Source organism: Pseudomonas sp. RU47 (genome assembly GCF_004011755.1).
Taxonomy (GTDB): domain Bacteria; phylum Pseudomonadota; class Gammaproteobacteria; order Pseudomonadales; family Pseudomonadaceae; genus Aquipseudomonas.
In genome coordinates, this window is sequence record NZ_CP022411.1 from 134164 (window position 1) to 151264 (window position 17101).

The 17101-nt window shown below is 59.5% G+C and carries 12 protein-coding genes; 3 read left to right on the forward strand and 9 right to left on the reverse strand.

Features of this window, described 5'->3' with window-relative positions:
* Positions 1 to 49: 49 nt before the first annotated feature.
* The 3 genes from CCX46_RS00670 to CCX46_RS00680 form a co-directional block, all read right to left on the reverse strand.
* Positions 50 to 2554: a TonB-dependent siderophore receptor gene (locus tag CCX46_RS00670; RefSeq protein ID WP_127925353.1), complete on the reverse strand. Its 2505-nt coding sequence runs from the start codon at positions 2552 to 2554 to the stop codon at positions 50 to 52.
* Between the two features lie 88 nt (positions 2555 to 2642).
* Positions 2643 to 3644 (reverse strand): FecR domain-containing protein, encoded by a 1002-nt coding sequence (locus tag CCX46_RS00675; protein WP_127925354.1) that lies wholly within the window; start codon positions 3642 to 3644, stop codon positions 2643 to 2645.
* The gene (locus CCX46_RS00680; RefSeq protein WP_127925355.1) at positions 3644 to 4144 is read right to left on the reverse strand and encodes a sigma-70 family RNA polymerase sigma factor; all 501 of its coding nucleotides are present in this window, start codon (positions 4142 to 4144) and stop codon (positions 3644 to 3646) included. The genes CCX46_RS00675 and CCX46_RS00680 overlap by 1 nt, the downstream gene beginning before the upstream one ends.
* 304 nt (positions 4145 to 4448) lie before the next feature.
* Between CCX46_RS00680 and CCX46_RS00685 the strand changes: the two genes are divergently transcribed.
* On the forward strand, positions 4449 to 6329 hold the full coding sequence (locus CCX46_RS00685; RefSeq protein ID WP_122597676.1) for a methyl-accepting chemotaxis protein: 1881 nt from the start codon (positions 4449 to 4451) through the stop codon (positions 6327 to 6329).
* A gap of 123 nt (positions 6330 to 6452) precedes the next feature.
* On the opposite strand, the gene CCX46_RS00690 is transcribed toward CCX46_RS00685, so the two are convergent.
* The 5 genes from CCX46_RS00690 to CCX46_RS00710 all read right to left on the reverse strand — a co-directional run bounded on the left by CCX46_RS00690 (position 6453) and on the right by CCX46_RS00710 (position 13509).
* Positions 6453 to 6920 (reverse strand): SRPBCC family protein, encoded by a 468-nt coding sequence (locus CCX46_RS00690; protein WP_127925356.1) that lies wholly within the window; start codon positions 6918 to 6920, stop codon positions 6453 to 6455.
* Positions 6921 to 6942: 22 nt separating this feature from the next.
* Positions 6943 to 10335 (reverse strand): non-ribosomal peptide synthetase, encoded by a 3393-nt coding sequence (locus CCX46_RS00695; RefSeq protein WP_127925357.1) that lies wholly within the window; start codon positions 10333 to 10335, stop codon positions 6943 to 6945.
* Between the two features lie 13 nt (positions 10336 to 10348).
* Positions 10349 to 11278, reverse strand: a complete 930-nt coding sequence (locus tag CCX46_RS00700; RefSeq protein ID WP_127925358.1) for a diiron oxygenase — start codon at positions 11276 to 11278, stop codon at positions 10349 to 10351.
* On the reverse strand, positions 11275 to 12051 hold the full coding sequence (locus tag CCX46_RS00705; RefSeq protein ID WP_127925359.1) for a DUF3050 domain-containing protein: 777 nt from the start codon (positions 12049 to 12051) through the stop codon (positions 11275 to 11277). Before CCX46_RS00705 ends, CCX46_RS00700 begins: the two co-directional genes overlap by 4 nt.
* Positions 12052 to 12798: 747 nt before the next feature.
* Complete coding sequence (locus CCX46_RS00710) at positions 12799 to 13509, reverse strand: GntR family transcriptional regulator (RefSeq protein ID WP_127925360.1); 711 nt, start codon at positions 13507 to 13509, stop codon at positions 12799 to 12801.
* Between the two features lie 197 nt (positions 13510 to 13706).
* On the opposite strand from CCX46_RS00710, the gene lapG reads away from it, so the two are divergent.
* Both lapG and lapD read left to right on the forward strand, forming a co-directional pair.
* Positions 13707 to 14399: a cysteine protease LapG gene (lapG, locus tag CCX46_RS00715; RefSeq protein ID WP_127925361.1), complete on the forward strand. Its 693-nt coding sequence runs from the start codon at positions 13707 to 13709 to the stop codon at positions 14397 to 14399.
* A gap of 14 nt (positions 14400 to 14413) precedes the next feature.
* A complete protein-coding gene (gene lapD / locus CCX46_RS00720) occupies positions 14414 to 16360 on the forward strand; it encodes a cyclic di-GMP receptor LapD (RefSeq protein ID WP_127925362.1) in 1947 nt (648 codons plus the stop codon).
* A 341-nt stretch (positions 16361 to 16701) separates the two neighbouring features.
* On the opposite strand, the gene CCX46_RS00725 is transcribed toward lapD, so the two are convergent.
* The gene (locus CCX46_RS00725) at positions 16702 to 17040 is read right to left on the reverse strand and encodes a hypothetical protein (protein ID WP_007918987.1); all 339 of its coding nucleotides are present in this window, start codon (positions 17038 to 17040) and stop codon (positions 16702 to 16704) included.
* Between the last annotated feature and the right edge of the window lie 61 nt (positions 17041 to 17101).

The window sequence follows — 17101 nt, forward strand, 5'->3', positions numbered from 1 at the left end:
CAGCCCCTGAAACATCAGGGGCTGGCTTTTTTATGCACAGGACAAAGGCCTAGAACTGGTAGCTGACCGTCGCCGCCACGTTGCGCTCTTCGCCCATGTAGCAGAAGTTCAGACTGGCGCAGGAGGCGACGTAGGATTCGTTGGTCAGATTGTTCGCATTCAGACGCACGTCGACGCCCTTCAGACCGACCTTGCCCAAGTCATAACCAATCGAGGCATCAAACAACGTGTAGGAGGGCACCTTCATGGTGTTCTCCGCATCCGCCCAGCTATAGCCGACATACCGCACACCGCCGCCCAGGCGCAGGCCATCGAGTGCGGCACTGTCGAATTTGTAGTCCGCCCATAACGACGCCATATGCCGCGGCGCCTGCGTTGGTGAGTTGCCTTTGTTTTCGATCACGTCGGTTGGCGTGCTCAACGTACTGACCATCGACTTCGAGTATTCGATATCGGTGAAGGTGTAGCTGCCGAGGACTTTGAGGTTGTCGGTCAACTGCATGTGCGCTTCCAGTTCCAGACCTTGGGAGCGCACAGCACCGACCGCGCGATAGAAGTTTTCCTGCGGCAGTTTGGTCGCCAGGTTCTCCTGATCGATGCGGAACAGCGACGCGGTGAACAAGTTGTCAGTACCCGGCGGCTGATACTTCAAACCGACTTCCCATTGTGTGCCATCGGTAGGGGCCAGCGGGTTACCGGCGCTGTCGGCATAGGAGTTCGGGTTAAACGATTCGGAGTAGCTGATGTACGGCGCCAAGCCGTTATCGAACAGGTACAACGCACCGGCCCGGCCAGTGAGTTTGGTGCGCCGATCATTGATTTCCGTGCCGACCGGACGTCCGGCTTCAGCGATACGGTTTTCATCCGACGTCTCGACCCAGTCCTGGCGCAGACCCAGCGAGAAACGCCAGTTGTCCATCTCGATCAGGTCTTGCAGGTAAACCCCGGTCTGCTCCAGGCGCCGCAGGTAGCTGGTCTCGCCATACATGTCGATCGCCGAGTTGCCATACACCGGATTGAACGCGTTGATCGGCGCGAGTCCGCCACTGGTCCAGTCGACCACGGTTTTACGCCGCTGATAATCCGCGCCCATCAGCACCGTGTGTTTGGTCGCACCAGTAAAAAATTCGGCCTGGAGCATGTTGTCGACGATGAACGCATGCAGGCGCTCATCACCGCCAGTGTAATAGCGGTTCAACTCGTTGCTGGTCGGCGAGGTCCAGCCATAGGCGTAGACCTGATCCATGTTTACTTTGGAATCGAGGTAACGGAAATTCTGCCTTGCGGTGAAGACATCGTTGAAGCGATGTTCAAACTGATAACCGAACGATTGCTGATCACGCGAATAGCCATCGACGCCCGGCTCGCCTTCGAAGAAGTGCGGCGAGATGCGGTTGCCGTTGCGCTGATCAATTGTGCCGTCCGCCGGTACGCCACCGTGGTAACCGCCATCCGGATCGTGTTGCAGATAAGCCTGCAGCGTCAGTGAAGTGTCTTCACTGAAATCGATACTGAGGGTCGGTGCGAGGGCGAAGCGCTTTTCCTTGTTGTGGTCGAACTGCGTGTCGGACTGATCCGTTAAGCCGATCAGACGATAGGCAATGCGCTTGTCGTCATCGACCGGGCCACTGAAGTCAAAGCCGACCCCGCGCTGGCCCTGAGTGCCCACCGTGGCTTGCACCTGATGGTAAGCCTCGTACAGCGGTTTTTTGCTGGTCAGCGCCACCAGTCCGCCTGGCGAACTGCGACCGTACAGCACCGACGATGGTCCCTTGAGAATGTCCACGCGCTCAAGGAAATACGGATCGACCTGCATGGTGCTGTAAGTGCCGCTGTCGCCCATCGACTTGAGGCCGTCGAGGTAGATGTTGTCCACCGAGCCGTCGTTGAAACCGCGCATCGCCACATAGTCATAGCGGTGAGTCGCGCCGTACGGGTTGGTCAGCACGCCTGGGGTGTAGCGCATTGTTTGTGAGACAGTCTGCGAGCCCTGGTCATCCATTTGCTCGCGAGTGACCACGGACACACTTTGCGAGGTTTCCAGTAGCGCAGTACTGGTCTTGGTGGCTATCTGGCTGTGAGTGGCGTTGTAGCCGTCCATACTGCCCAATGCGTTACCGAGGGCGAAACCTTTGATATCGGTGGTTGGCAGGGCCAGTGCTTCGGATTCAGCGAGCGGACGCAGGATGTAACTGCTGCCGTCCTGGCTGACCGCTTCCAGGCCGGAGCCGCCGAGCAAATGGCTCAGCGCCTGATCGGTCGAATAATCGCCCTGAACGCCTGGCGATTGCCGGCCTTGAGTTTGCTGCGGGGTCATCGACAACGTGATGCCGGCCTGACGGGCAAACTGATTCAGCGACTCTCCCAGCGGACCCGCGGCAATGTTGTAGCGATGGCTGACTTCACTGGCCGCCGGATTATCCGCCATGCTCAAACCGGGCATCACACTAACGCCCAGCGCCGTGGAAAAAAGCGCTGCCCGAACGGCGTGGCGCAGCAGGCCCGATTCGGCAGTTAAATTCAGAGTGTTCTTACAGGTGGCGGGGACAGTCATTGTAGGTTTCCGTAGGAAGTCGCAAACGCTTGAATTGAAGTGCTTACTGACTAAGCCGGACCTGCAGCAAAAACCCGCCAAAATAATTTCAGGCGACGCGCTCCAGCGTCACCCACCAGCGCGTGCGATAGCGCAATTGCACTGGCAACGTCTGCGGCAGGATGGCCAACAGCTTGTCGGTGTCTTCCAGGCGGAATACCCCGGACAAGCGCAGATCTGCCACCTCCGCCGCGCAGTTCAGAAAGCCCTGACGATAACGCCCGACTTCAGCCATAAAGTCGCCCAGACGCATGTTGCGCGTGACGATCAAGCCGTCGACCCAGGCGCCGGCATCCATAGCCAGCGGCGGCGCCGGGCGAACCCTATGGTGATCGATCAGATAACTTTGCCCCGCCAGTGCCTGTACCGAAGTGCTGCCGGAACGGATCGCAACCTGACCATGGGTGACGCTGAGCAGAGTGCAATCATGTTCCTGACGCAGGATGAATCGGGCGTCGAAAGGTTCGTAAGTGCCGTGACGGTTTTGTATCCGCAGCGGTCGATCAGACGACGCCCCCTGATCAGCGCCGCCACAGGTGACGATGATCTCGCCGCGCGTCAGTTTGATCAGCCGCCGCTGCGCGGTGTAATCCAGATCCACTGCACTCGCGGTGTTGAGTTCGATCCGCGTGCCATCCGGCAACTGGAAGCCGCGCCGCTCGCCCGTCGCCGTAGCGTAATCGGCGCTCCACTGTTGCCATGCCGCAGTGTCCTTGGCCAGCCATGCAGCGGAGCCCATCAGCAAAGCGCCAGACAGCAATTTCAAGGCCTGTCGCCGGCCCAAACCCTGAGCACTGTTTTCCAGAGTGTTGAACGCCACTTGCGCACCAGGCACCGCGCGTAGGTTATTGCTCAATTCGGCTTGCAGCGACTGCACCCGTTGCCAGGCCAGTTCATGCTCATGATGTTCGGCGCGCCACTGTTCACACTGGCGGTTCAGGCGCGGATTGCCATGATTGTTGCGCAGGCGCAACAGCCAGTGAATGGCCTGTTTGACCACCTGTTGCTGCGGCTCGGTGCGACGGCCAAGAGAAAGATTATCCACAGGCATCAGTTTTCGTACCGCAGCACGTAGCAGTGATACAGCGCGCCGGCGATGTAACGTTCGACCGAGCGCAACGACAGGCCCATCTGTTCGGCGATCTGCTTGTGGGTCAAACCTTCGCACTGCGCCAGCAGAAACGCCTGACGCACTTTCGGCTTCAGTCCTTCAAGCATCCGCGCGATGCTTTCCAGCAATTCGATCACCAGTGCGCGGGCTTCGGCGCTTGGCGTTTCGGCTTCGGGTAGATGCGCGATGGTTTCCAGATAGGCGCGTTCGATTTCCTCGCGACGCCAATGATCAATCACCAGACCACGCGCGATGGTGCGCAGAAAGGCGCGAGGTGCTTTGAGTTCGAGGCGTTCGGTGCGTTGCAACAGGCGTACGAAAGTATCCTGGGCCAGATCCGCCGCATCCGCCGCGTTGCCCAAACGGGCGCGCAACCACGCGTTAAGCCAGCCGTGATGACTACTGTAAAGCGTCTGTACTGCAAACTCGGGTGAGGACATGAACGCGAACGTCACAAATGATAATTACTCGCATTGTCATCAAGGGTTACGAAATTTGCAACTGTCACCCGAACATCAGCACTGAAAAACATCGGGCAGAACGCTCTGGCACGCCGTTCGGCGGGAATCCGGCAGAAATGCCATCCATTTCCCACTCAGCCCTAAGATTTCTCCGACACGTGCCGACAGACTGGTGAGACATGCGTGCACCAAAGTAGAGCGGCCAGAAGAACGCTGCCTGCGCTGTACATGGAATGTTGCATCCGGAACGCATCCCCACTTTTGGCATAAGAAGTCCCATGAAATGAATCTCAAGTTCAGCCATAAAATCCTGTTGGCCGCCTCGGGCGTCGTGGTCCTGGCGTTCGCGCTGTTCACCCTCTACAACGACTATCTGCAGCGAAACACCATTCGTCAGAACCTTCAGTCCTCCGTACAGCAGGCCGGTGATCTGACCGCCAGCAGCGTGCAGAACTGGATGAGCGGGCGGATTCTGGTGCTGGAAAACCTCGCGCAGAACGTTGCCCATCAGGGCAAGGACGCCGACTTCCCGGGTCTGGTCGATCAACCGGCCTTCACCTCGAATTTCCAGTTCACCTACGTCGGTCAGGCCAACGGTGTGTTCACCCAGCGCCCTGACGCGAAGATGCCGGACGGCTACGACCCGCGTCAGCGCCCTTGGTACAAGCAAGCCGTTGTGGCTGACAAAACCATGCTGACGCCGCCCTACATGGCCGCTGTCGGTGGCCTGGTAGTGACCATCGCCATGCCGGTGAAAAAGAACGGCGAGCTGCTCGGCGTGGTCGGTGGTGACCTGAGCCTGGAAACCCTGGTGAAGATCATCAACTCGGTGGACTTCGGTGGCCTCGGCCACGCGTTCCTGGTCAGCGCCGACGGTCAGGTGATCGTCAGCCCGGACAAAGATCAGGTCATGAAAAACCTGAAAGACATCTACCCGAACACCAGCGTGCGCATCGAGAAGGGCAACCAGAACGTGGTGCTCAACGGCCAGGAACGCATTCTGTCGTTCACCCCGGTCAGCGATCTGCCGAATGCGCAGTGGTACATCGGTCTGTCGATTGATCGTGATAAAGCCTACGCCGCACTCAGCCAATTCCGTACTTCGGCACTGATCGCAATGTTCGTTGCGGTGGCCGCCATTGCGCTGCTGCTGAGCCTGTTGATTAACGTGTTGATGCGTCCGCTGACCACCATGGGCCGCGCGATGCAGGACATTGCTCAGGGTGAAGGCGACCTGACTCGCCGTCTGGTTGTGGAAAGCAAAGACGAGTTCGGTGAATTGGGCAGCGCGTTCAACCAGTTCGTTGAGCGGATTCACGCCTCGATTTCCGAAGTCTCCTCGGCGACTCGCCATGTGCATGACCTGTCGCAACGGGTGATGGCTTCGTCCAATGCCTCGATCGTCGGCTCTGACGAGCAAAGTGCACGCACCAACAGCGTCGCCGCGGCGATCAACGAGCTGGGTGCCGCTACGCAGGAAATTGCGCGCAACGCCGCCGATGCTTCGCAGCATGCCAGTGGTGCCAGCGAGCAGGCCGATGACGGTCGTCAGGTGGTCGAGCAGACGATTCTGGCGATGACTGAACTGTCGCAGAAGATCAGCCTGTCGTGCACCCAGATCGAAACCCTGAACGCCAGCACCGACAACATCGGCCACATCCTCGATGTGATCAAAGGCATTTCGCAGCAGACCAACCTGTTGGCGCTCAACGCCGCGATCGAAGCAGCGCGTGCCGGTGAAGCCGGACGTGGTTTTGCCGTGGTGGCGGATGAGGTGCGTAACCTCGCCCATCGCACCCAGGAATCGGCGGAAGAGATCCACAAGATGATCACTTCCCTGCAGGTCGGTTCGCGTGAAGCGGTGACCACGATGAATGCCAGTCAGGCCTCCAGCGAGCAGAGCGTGGAAGTGGCCAACCAGGCCGGTTTGCGTCTGGTCAGCGTGACCCAGCGCATCGGCGAAATCGACGGTATGAACCAGTCGGTGGCAGCGGCCACTGAAGAGCAGACCGCCGTGGTGGAAACTCTCAACGTCGACGTTAACCAGATCAACCTGCTGAACCAGCAGAGCGTGGCCAACCTCAATGAAACATTGAAGGATTGTGATGCGTTGTCGCAGCAGGCCAACCGCCTGAAGCAATTGGTCGACAGCTTCAAGATCTGACCTCAAGTCAGACCGCGTTATCGTTCTTCGCGAGCAGGCTCGCTCCCACATTTGGAATGCATTTCCCTGTGGGAGCGAGCCTGCTCGCGAAAGCGGTGGTGCATTCACCGCAAAGCCGAAGCCTTAAACAAACAGCCTCAGCACATTCCCCATCGCATCATCCGCAAACCCCTGCACAAAATCCTTGAACCCCGGCAGTGCCTCTTCGCCGCCCGAGGCCGGCTCGGCAATGATCGTCCACGTCGCGCGGGACTTGCCTGCGCCCAGCGCTTCCACATTCATCGCCGCCCACAGATTCGCCACCCCCAAGGTGTTGTAAATCGTTGTCCAGGTCATGCTCCGCGCGTGCTCATCGCGGGAGTTGAGTTGCTCGACCACCACGTTGCCATCCTTGAAGCATTTCTTGCGCAGTGAGGACACGCCCTCACCGGTCAATTCGATGTGCGACAGCGCCGGAATGAAACGGTCGAAACCGCCGAAGTTGCCGACCAGCGCCCAGACTTGCGCGGCGTCCGCCGGCACTTCTACCGAAGAGACAACGTGGCAGCCGTGCGGGTTTTTGATCAGGGTATCGGGTTGCAGATTGCTCATGGTGTTGCTCCTTTTTATTGCTTCAGATGAAGTTGATTTGTTTCAGGTAGTCGCAGCCGCGACGTAGCAGCGCTGGGGATTTCTGCGGGTAGTGCGCGCCCATCTGCTGCACGCCGGCTTCAGCGTTGGCGTGGCCGATCAACGAGATGTCGCCGATGTCTTCTTCAAAGCCGTTGAGGTAGAAACCGAGCACGCCGAACAGCGCGTTATCGGCGTCGACCCGAGCCAATTGCTGTTGCCAGTCGGCGACGCTGACCAGCGCGAATTCGCTGCCGGTTTCACGGAACGAAGCGACGTAGGCGTCCCAGCTCAGCGGCTCGGGGTTGTGCAGGTTGAACACCGCCCGCTCGGGTGAATAACGGCTGGCGTGGAAGGCGATGAAACGGGCGAGAAAGTCCACCGGCATCAGGTCGAAGTTCAGCGCGAAGGCCGGCACCTGACCGAGCTGGATCGAGCCCTTGAGCATCAGCATCAAACGGTTTTTGTGCGGCTGACAAACACCGCTCAGGCTGTTGAAACTGATATTGCCGGGGCGATACAGATTGACCCGTACGCCGCGTTCCCGCGCCCGTTCGAGGATGCGCTCGCCGACCCATTTCGACAGGTTGTAGCCGTTGCGAATGTAGATCGGTGGCGTCAGCGCGGCGGGCAGTTCCAGCACCCGTCCCGCATCATCGACCGTGCTTGAAGCCGACAGCGTCGAGACAAAATTGAAGACCTTTTTGCGCTGCCCTTCGCACAGGCGCAGCAGGGCGAAAACCGGCTCGACGTTGTCCGCTGCCAGTGACTCGTAATCGAGTACGTGATTAACGTTGGCAGCGTTGTGCACCAGCGCACCGAACTCGCGATCGAGGCGCTGATAATCTTCGTCGTTCAGGCCCAGTTGCGGGCGCGAAATATCTGCCGCGTAAACCCGCACACGACTCAGATCCAGATGTTCCAGACGGTTTTCCCGCAGCGAATCGGCAAAGCGCTGCGCCGCTGTTTTCCCGTCGCCATCACGCACCAGACACGCCACCTCGCTGGCGCCCCAACCGAGCAGTGCCTCGACGATGTGCACGCCGACAAAGCTGTTGGCGCCGGTGACGATGACCTTGTGCACATTGCCCATGCGGCTGATCGGCAGCGGTTCGATGTCCAGCGCACGTTCGGCGTCGGCCATGGCCTGGGCGCTGAGCACCGCGTTGTCATCGGTGCCGCGCACCAGCGTTGCCAGTTTGATGATGGTCGGCAGTTCGATGAAGCGATTGATCGAAATGCTGCGACCGAATTCCTCACGCAAACGCAGCAACATCCGCGACAGCAAAATCGAGTGACCACCCAGATTGAAGAAACTTTCATCGGTGGAAATATCGCTGTTCGGCAGCTCCAGCAACTCCGCCCAGATCTCCAGCAGCAGTGCTTCATCAGCATTCGCCGGCAGGCATTTCGGCCCGCTGCCCTGCACGCTCACCGGCAGGTCCAGCAGCGCTTTGCGGTCGACCTTGCCGTTGCTGGCGAATGGCATGCTCGACAGCTCAGTCCACGCCACGGGTTGCATGTAGTCGGGCAGAAACTGGCGCGCGTGGGCCTTCAGTGCTTCGCGCGCGGTGTCCGATTGCGGCTGGGCGAGGAACGCCAGAATCCGTCGCTGAGTGTCGATTACTACTGCGATTTGCCGGTACAACTGGCTCTCGCGCAGGCAGCGTTCGATCTCTTCCGGCTCGACCCGAAAACCACGGATCTTCACTTGATTGTCGCGCCGTCCGCACAGCTCGATTCCGTGCTCGCCCCATTTGGCCATGTCGCCGCTGCGGTAGGCGCGCAGCGTCTGCCCGTCCGGCAGATTCAAGGTCAGATAACGCTCGGCGGTCTGCTGTGGATTGTTCAGATAACCGAGGCAGACGCCGGGGCCGACGATGAACAATTCGCCGACGGTGTGCTCCGGCACCGGTTGCAAATCATCATCGAGAATCAGCACCTGGCTGTTGGCGATCGGCGCACCGAGGCTGCGGTTGCTGTCGCCGGGTTTGAGCAGGCGTGCGGTGATCAGCACCGTGGCTTCGGTCGGTCCGTAAAGGTTGTGCAGCGTGCCCTGACGGGTCAGTTGCTCGATGACGAATGGCTCGCAGACATCGCCGCCGGTCATCACTTGCACACCCTCCAACTGCTCCAGCGGCAGGATGCTCAACAGCGCTGGCGGCAGGAATGCGTGGGTCAGTTGCCGTCGGCGGATCAGCGCGACCAGCTGCAGCGGATCGCGCCGTTGCGTGTCGTCGGGCACCACCAGTTCGGCGCCTTCGAGCAGGGTCGGGAAGATGTCGATCAGTGATGAGTCGAAGCTCAGCGATGAGAACTGCAAGACCCGACTTTCTGCCTGCAACTGCACGTAATCGGCATACCACACGGTGAAGTGCGCAAGATTGGCCTGACTGAGCAAAACACCCTTCGGATGCCCGGTGGTGCCCGAGGTGTAGAGCGCCATGCACGGTGCGTCGAGTTCAGGGCGGCGGCGCATCAACGGGTGGCTGAGATCTGCCTCGGCGCTGTCGATACAACTGACATCCAGCCCCGCCATTGTTGCGCTCAGTGGATGCACGCCATCATGCAGCAACAGCACTGCACCGGCGTTTTGCAAAATGTATTGCTGGCGCTGCAATGGATGGCTCGGTTCCAGCGGCAAGTAAACCGCGCCGCTGCCGAGGATTGCCAGAATCGAGGCGAACAGCGCCGGGCTTTTCGGCAGGCAGACGCCAACCACCCACGGTTGCGGATGTTGCTCGAGCAAGGGCTGCAAACGCTGCTGGATCGCGCGACTGTGGGCGTGCAATTGCCGATAGCTGATCGACTGTTCGGCGAGGTGCAGCGCCGGTCGTTCGGCATGCCGGATCAGGCTCTGTTGCAGGCGCTCGATCACTGGGAGCTGCGCCTGCTTCAGCAGCGCCGGATTGGCCGTCTCATTGAGGCGATGGACGTACGCCAGGCTGTCGAGAAACAGCAGGTTTTCCATCCGCTCGAAATCCGGCGCAGGCACAGATACGGCCCGCTGAAGATATTCCGCATCGCGGGAGACGCGGCTGACCAGCAACGCCACTTCGTCCACCACCTGCGTCAGCACCCTTTGCCGCAGGGCCTGACCGTTGCCGGACGGCTCATCGGCAATCGGCACGCGGCTGATCAGTGACGAGCCGAGGAAGCACAGCAAATCGAGCGATGGCAAACCGGCAAGGCTCGGCGCGCCAACCCCCAGACGCAGATGCAGGTGCGGGATCGCGCAGAAGTCACCAGCGCCAATGAAGCCATCGTCGATGATCAGATCCACCGTCGATGCCGCAACGCCGCTGCGCTGTAATGAGTGACCGTGTTGTTCAAGTTCCAGCGCCAGGTCGGTCATGGCCTGGCTGGCGCCAATCAGCAAAATGTCGAGACGTTTCATGTCGGCCTCCTTGTCAAACCAGGTAATCGCGCAGGGCGTGCTGCACGCACGGTGTGTCGAGCAGCGAACTGTTGTGGAAGAACTTGACGATGTTGCCCACCAAGGGATGGTGGCGATTGATCGGGAACGCGAGCCCGGCCATTTCATCCCTGAGCGAACGGCGCGTTGTCGCGCTGACCGGCAGCGCATCGATCAGGCGCAGGTCGAAGGATTTCTGGATGTCGTTGGTCAGGTAATGGCCGATGAACACCGGCAGAATCTGCGCGATGGTTTCGCGATCCGCCGCGCTGGCGGTGTGCCAATAGATGCGCACCATTCGCGCCCAGAAACTCGAATGGCGACCCTCATCGAGCAAGTGATCGGCCATCAGGCCTTTGATCGACGGCTTGACCGTGTCGTCGCGGGCGAACGCCGCGACATCACCGGTCACGGTGTTTTCGGCGATGGCCACGCAAATCAATTCCATCGCGCTGCGCAGGTGTTCCGGTGCCAGCGCGACGGCGGCGGGAATAGCCCGGCTCAGTTCGATTTCATCGGGCAACTGAATCGGTTCGATGCCGGTCATCGCGACCGTTTGCTGCATGAAGTCCATCGCCACCAAGGCGTGGTAATCCTCGTCGACCACCACGGTCATCGCGTCGTAACGGCAGGCAAACGGGAAGGTTACAGCGAAGCGGTTCTTGGCGATGCTGCGCGCAGTCTTGTCGACGATCTCGGTCTCGAAAATCACCACGTCGTTGATGAATTTGTACAACGTCTGCACCAAGGCGAAATCACGTTGCTGCGGACACTCGCGCAGGAAGGTTTCGCTGAGCACCAGCGGTTGACGGCTGAGCGGGTAGATCAGGCGTTCATCGTCTTCCAGCACGCGACGCGGGCGGGTGCGGATGGTGGCGCGGTTCTCCCAGGCATCGGCAAAGGATTGATAGTCGGCGGCGTTCATTGGGCGACCTCCGCCAACGGTTCGCGCATGCTCAGGCGCAGGCCGTCCCACAAGGCGATGCGGCTTTCCACGGAGGCGATGGCACTGGCGTAGACCTCGGCCTCGCGCTGCGGATCGCCGTCGACCAGACGCTCGAGCAGGTGTTCTGCTGCCGGGCCGTGATCTTCGGAGTCGACCTCGATGTGCCGTTCCAGGTAATAGCGGAAGGTCGGTGCCTGCTCGATACCGATGCCCCAGTCGTCGAGGATGCGCTGGAACATGGTCGGGATCACGCTCTCACGGCCATGCAGAAACGCTGCCGCCACGCTGTGCCCCGGGGCATGCAGGGCGGTGCGCAAGGTGTCGCGGACAAACTGCGCGGCGGCCGGATCAACCTCGATGCTTTGCAGCGCGACGTCATAGCTCACGCCCTCCTGTTGCAGGGCGATAAAGCGCTCCACGGCGGTGGTACTCGCGCCGATTTCGCGCATGGCATCCAGGTACAACTCGAAATGGCTGTAATGCCCTTCGGTCAGACAATCATCCGATTCCTCACCCAGAACGATCTCGTTGATCAACCGGGCGGCGTGAGGATCACGCGGCGGCAACCACGGCAAGCGGGTGCAAGTCAGCTCCTGCTGCAGGCGCTTGGTCAGCGACATGAAATCCCACACGGCAAATACGTGGGTTTCCATGAAACGTCGCAATACCGATAGCGAAGTGATCTCGGAAAAGATCGGGTGAATGCTAAGTTCGGCTTTCTTTAGGGCGAGTTGGTTCTTGGTGGGCATCATGATGTCCTTTATCGTTGATATGTAATGGAACTGCTCGGGTAACTGCGCAATCTGTGAAACTACGACTTACTTGTTTTCTGTCGGCGGACGACAGCCTTCCTTCCTGATAGGTAAGTGCGGACCGGATATATCTGTGACATGGCTTCATGTCTGCCCATAAGGCGCTGCTTTGTACCGCAGGCATTGGGTGGGTGCCGAGGTGAAGGGTGAAGTTCAAACCTGGCGAGGAAAAACTAATACACCGACAAAGTATTTAACAAGTACATTTTTTAATTATTTTAAGTTGGCTGTTTTTTGAAGTTGAGTAGTTCCGATAAAACTTTTGGCTGAAGTTTTATTTGGGCGTAGTTGCTCCTTTCGGCGAATAACTGCCAAAATTGATCGATAAGAGTGAATGCCTCACTCGAAGCAACTTTCCAGTAATAAGAGTTGAATGATTTAAAAGGGGCGGAAGTTGGCCGTGACCCCGCGCCATGACTTCCTTTTTCCCGTGGCAAGGCTCCTTCCGTAGGTTCCTGGTGCGGGGACTGCGCCGTCAGTGCGGCGCGTCGCCCGTTCTTTATGGGGTTGGCCGTTCAAGAGTGCGGGTAAATGATCGCCACGGCTATTCCCGTTTCAACATCGGCAAGGTGCAAATTTCGGACTCAACGGCGCAGGGAGGTTAGAGCGGGCACGCGGATCCGCCCACCCGAGGGCTGGCAGATCGCTTGGGGATTTGTAAGAGAGTTATTCGCGGAGGGTGCGCGCTCAGCGCGCGGCTTTGCGGCTTTGCGCGGCGGGGGTAGCCAGATAGCGGGTAATCACCTCGACGCCCCGATTAAGGTGCTGCTCGAGGAGTTCGATCGACCGTTCAGTGTCGCGATCCTGCACGGCTTGCAGCATCGCCCGGTGATCGTCCTGGGACAATTTGCCCAGGCTCATGGCCTCAAGGTTGAAACGCAGAAAACGTTCTTCTTCGTTGAGTCCGTCTTCGACCAGTCGCAGCAAGCGTTTGTTGGGCGCCTTGCTGTAAAGGGCCATGTGGAACAAACGGTTGAGCCGGCCGATTTCCGTGTAGTCGTGTTGCGCCTCCAGCTCTTCGATGTAAGCCGCTGCCCGTGCGTGATCGGCAGCGGTCAACAGCGGAACCGACTGGCGCATGGCTTCGGATTCGAGGAGGATGCGCAGCTCGTAGGTTTCAGTGGCATCGCCCTGAATCAACGGCGCAACCACTGCGCCTTTATGCGCAGTAACGCTGAGCAGTTCCTGGGCTTCGAGCTGGCGCAAGGCTTCGCGCACCGGCATGCGGCTGACGCCGAACAAATCGGCCAGATCCTGCTGACGCAGCGCCGTGCCGCAGGGCAGACGCCCATCAAGAATTGCCGAGCGCAGGGTTTCTTCGATCACCGAACGGGCCAGATGCGCAGGAATCGGTCCGTCGACTTTAATGCTGTCCAGCGGTTTGGGCTTCTGTGTCACGACTACGCACCCTGTATGTCGGCCTGATTTGGATCCAAATGACACTAGTGATTGCTCTACAGGTTGTCAAACCTTGTAAAACATTGCGCTGGCAAATGAAGTTTAGCGTGCCGTGGATGATCTCATGGTGCCATTGTTTTTTGCCGGGCTAAGCTTCACCATCAAACGCTTTCTATCCTGCCTTCTGGAAACCTGCTGTGGCGGTACGTTTCGCGATCCCCCGGACGTTGCGCTGGCTAGGCTGCGCACTGTTGCTGGCCGGCATGATGCTGGGCGGCCTGCATGCCGATTGGGATTTTTCCGCGATCAGCCGCAAAGCCACGGCACTCTATGGGCCGCTGGGTGCCGGGCAGCAGCGCATCGATGCCTGGCAGAACCTGTTGGCCACGCAGAAGCAGGTCAGCGAGATGGAAAAGCTGAAAGTGGTGAACCTGTTTTTCAACAAACAGGTGCGCTACGTCGAAGACATTGATCTGTGGCACGAAGTCGATTACTGGGAAACACCCATCGAGGCGCTGTGGAAGGGCGCCGGCGACTGTGAAGACTACGCGATCGCCAAGTATTTCAGCCTGCGCCACCTCGGGGTTTCCAGTGACAAGCTGCGCATCACCTATGTCAAAGCGTTGCGCCAGAACCGCGCGCACATGGTCCTGACTTACTATGCCACCCCCGATGCCATGCCGCTGGTGCTCGACAGCCTGATCGATCCGATCCAGCCGGCGTCGCAGCGAACCGATTTGCTGCCGGTCTACTCTTTCAATGCTGAAGGTCTGTATTTGCCGGGGGCCAAAGGCAACAAGAAGGTCGGTGACACCAAACGCCTGTCGCGCTGGCAGGATGTCTTGAAGAAAATGCAGGCCGAAGGTTTCCCGGTCGAGACGACTAACTAGGAGCACGCGCTCAGATGTCTTTGTTCAAACAGCTGTTGATCGCTATCTGTCTGTTCCTGGTGGTCGCCTTCACCGGCAGCTTCATGGTCAGTCTGGAAAGCTCGCGCACCCAGTACGTCAACCAGTTGCGTTCCCACGCCCAGGACGCCGCGACGGCGCTGGCTTTGTCACTGACGCCGAATATCGACGACCCGGCGATGGTCGAGTTGCTGGTCAGCTCGATTTTCGACAGCGGTTATTACGCGAGCATCCGCGTGGTCGATCTGAAAACCGATCAGACGATCGTCGAGCGCAACGGCATTCCGGCCGTCACTAACGTGCCGGACTGGTTCGTCAAACTGATTGGCCTGGAACCTGCCGGTGGTGACGCGCTGGTCAGCCGTGGCTGGGAACAGGCGGCGCGGGTCGAGGTGGTCAGCCATCCGATGTTCGCCGTGGCCAAACTCTGGCAGAGCGCGTTGGGCAGCCTCGGCTGGCTGCTGATCTGCGGTGCGATCAGTGCCGTCCTCGGTGCGCTGTTGCTGCGCCGGCAGTTGAAGCCACTGGATTACATGGTCAAGCAATCCCACGCCATCGCCCGGCGCGAATTCCTCAGCCTGCCGGATCTGCCGCGCACGCCTGAGTTGCGTCGCGTGGTGCAGGCGATGAACCAGATGGTCGAGAAGCTCAAGGCACTGTTTCAGGAGCAGGCCGAGCGCAGTGAAAAACTGCGCGCCGAGTCCTATCAGGACAACCTCACCGGGCTGGCCAACCGGCGCTATTTCGAAATGCAGTTGAACAATCGGGTGAGCAACCCGGAGCAGGCCAGTTCCGGTTATCTGCTGCTGTTGCGGGTCAAGGATCTGGCCGGGCTCAACCAGCGTTTGGGCGGTCAGCGCACCGATGAATTGCTCAAAGCGGTCGGCGAGCAGCTGTCGCGCGAATGTGCCAAATATCCGGAAACCCAGAACCTTGTCACACGTATTCGTGGCGGTGAATTCGCTGTGCTGGCGCCGGGGCTGGTTCGTGAGGAAGCGCTGCAACTGGCGCAGAACCTCGACAGTGCCCTCAGCAGTCTGCACGCCACCGGCGCGACCGACGTCGCAGCGGTGGCGTCGATCGGTCTGGCGCCGTTCACCCACGGCGATTCGCCGCAACAAGTGCTGACGCTCGGCGATCAGGCGCTGGCGCAAGCCGAAGGACAGGGCGAGCAGAACTGGGCCTGCATCGATCAGAGCCTGACGGCGGACGTTGGCGACGATCACCACGCCTGGCATCGCTTGCTCGATCAGGCCTTGAGTCAGCAGCGTTTCGAGCTGTATTTCCAGCCGGTGGTGGCTGCCGCCGACACGCAACTGGTGCTGCATTACAAAGTGCTGTCGCGCTTGCTCGATGATCAGGGCCAGACCATTCCGGCCGGGCGCTTCTTGCCATGGCTGGAGCGCTTTGGCTGGACCGCGCGACTGGATCGGCTGATGCTCGAACGCGTGCTGGAACAGATGAAAGCGCATGAGGATTCGCTGGCGCTGAACCTGTCTTCGGCTACCTTGGCTGATCCGCAAGCGCTGAATAAAATCTTCGAGATTCTGCGCGCGCATTCCAACCTCGGCGCGCGCCTGACCCTTGAGATCGGCGAGGAGCAGTTGCCGGAGCAAGCGGTACTGGAGCAGTTGACCCGGCGCCTGCGTGAACTCGGTTTCTCCCTGAGTCTGCAGCGGTTTGGGGGGCGCTTCAGCATGATCGGCAACCTGGCGCGGCTGGGGCTGGCGTACTTGAAGATCGATGGCAGCTACATTCGTGCGATTGATCAGGAGGGCGACAAGCGCTTGTTCATCGAGGCGATCCAGCGGGCGGCGCACAGCATCGATCTGCCGCTGATTGCCGAGCGGGTCGAGACGGAAGGCGAGTTGGCGGTGATTCGCGAGATGGGCTTGTATGGGGTTCAGGGGCAGTTGTTGGGTGAACCGAAGCCTTGGCGGTGAGTCATCGCAAAAGCAACCCTCACCCTAGCCCTCTCCCAGAGGGAGAGGGGACTGATTGGGGGATATTCGGGAAATACGCCGACGTGAGCGATTTGCGCTGAATCCATAATCGACTCGATTTCTCAGGTCGATGTACAGCGCCAGACACCTCGGTCGGCCCCGTCCCTCCGTGAGAGCGGACTGATTGGGGATATTCGGGAAATACGCCGACGTCAGCGATTTGCGCTGGATCCATAATCGCCCCGGTTTTTCAGGTCGATGTATGACGCCAGACACCTCGGTCAGCTCCCTCTCTCACCGGGAGAGGGCTGGGGTGAGGGTAGGCTTTTGATTACGGGAGGTCAGATCAACCCGCCTTCATCCTCATCAATCAACTGACTCAACCCACCCAACGCTTCCCGCGCCTGGGTCCGGTCCATCAGTTTGGCCTGGGCCGCCGGTGGCAGATCGGTGACGCGGATCACGCCTTTCTGGGTCAGCACCTGAATCAGGTCGTCGAGGACCCGAATCATTTCGAAGTCGCTCTGCTTGAGCTGTTTGAGGCTGGTTTCCACCACTTCGTTGGCGAACCAGGCCTGGATTTCATGGCTGTCGGCCGGCAGGGTTTCCGTGGCCTCGGCGTAGGCCGCGGCTTCCACGCGAATCAACAGACCTTGCGCATCGCGTTGCACGTAAAACATTGAGCATCCCTCGGAAATGAACCAGCGTCATGCTGTCAGCAGCATAGCCAACTGCGCGCGA

Excerpts from the sequence above, each read along its gene's own strand:
- CCX46_RS00690 (WP_127925356.1), bottom strand. The coding sequence starts at position 6,920 with ATGAGCAATCTGCAACCCGATACCCTGATCAAAAACCCGCACGGCTGC.
- CCX46_RS00695 (WP_127925357.1), bottom strand. The coding sequence starts at position 10,335 with ATGAAACGTCTCGACATTTTGCTGATTGGCGCCAGCCAGGCCATGACC.
- CCX46_RS00680 (WP_127925355.1), bottom strand. The coding sequence starts at position 4,144 with ATGTCCTCACCCGAGTTTGCAGTACAGACGCTTTACAGTAGTCATCAC.
- CCX46_RS00705 (WP_127925359.1), bottom strand. The coding sequence starts at position 12,051 with ATGATGCCCACCAAGAACCAACTCGCCCTAAAGAAAGCCGAACTTAGC.
- CCX46_RS00675 (WP_127925354.1), bottom strand. The coding sequence starts at position 3,644 with ATGCCTGTGGATAATCTTTCTCTTGGCCGTCGCACCGAGCCGCAGCAA.
- CCX46_RS00700 (WP_127925358.1), bottom strand. The coding sequence starts at position 11,278 with ATGAACGCCGCCGACTATCAATCCTTTGCCGATGCCTGGGAGAACCGC.
- CCX46_RS00725 (WP_007918987.1), bottom strand. The coding sequence starts at position 17,040 with ATGTTTTACGTGCAACGCGATGCGCAAGGTCTGTTGATTCGCGTGGAA.
- CCX46_RS00685 (WP_122597676.1), top strand. The coding sequence starts at position 4,449 with ATGAATCTCAAGTTCAGCCATAAAATCCTGTTGGCCGCCTCGGGCGTC.
- CCX46_RS00670 (WP_127925353.1), bottom strand. The coding sequence starts at position 2,554 with ATGACTGTCCCCGCCACCTGTAAGAACACTCTGAATTTAACTGCCGAA.
- lapD (WP_127925362.1), top strand. The coding sequence starts at position 14,414 with ATGTCTTTGTTCAAACAGCTGTTGATCGCTATCTGTCTGTTCCTGGTG.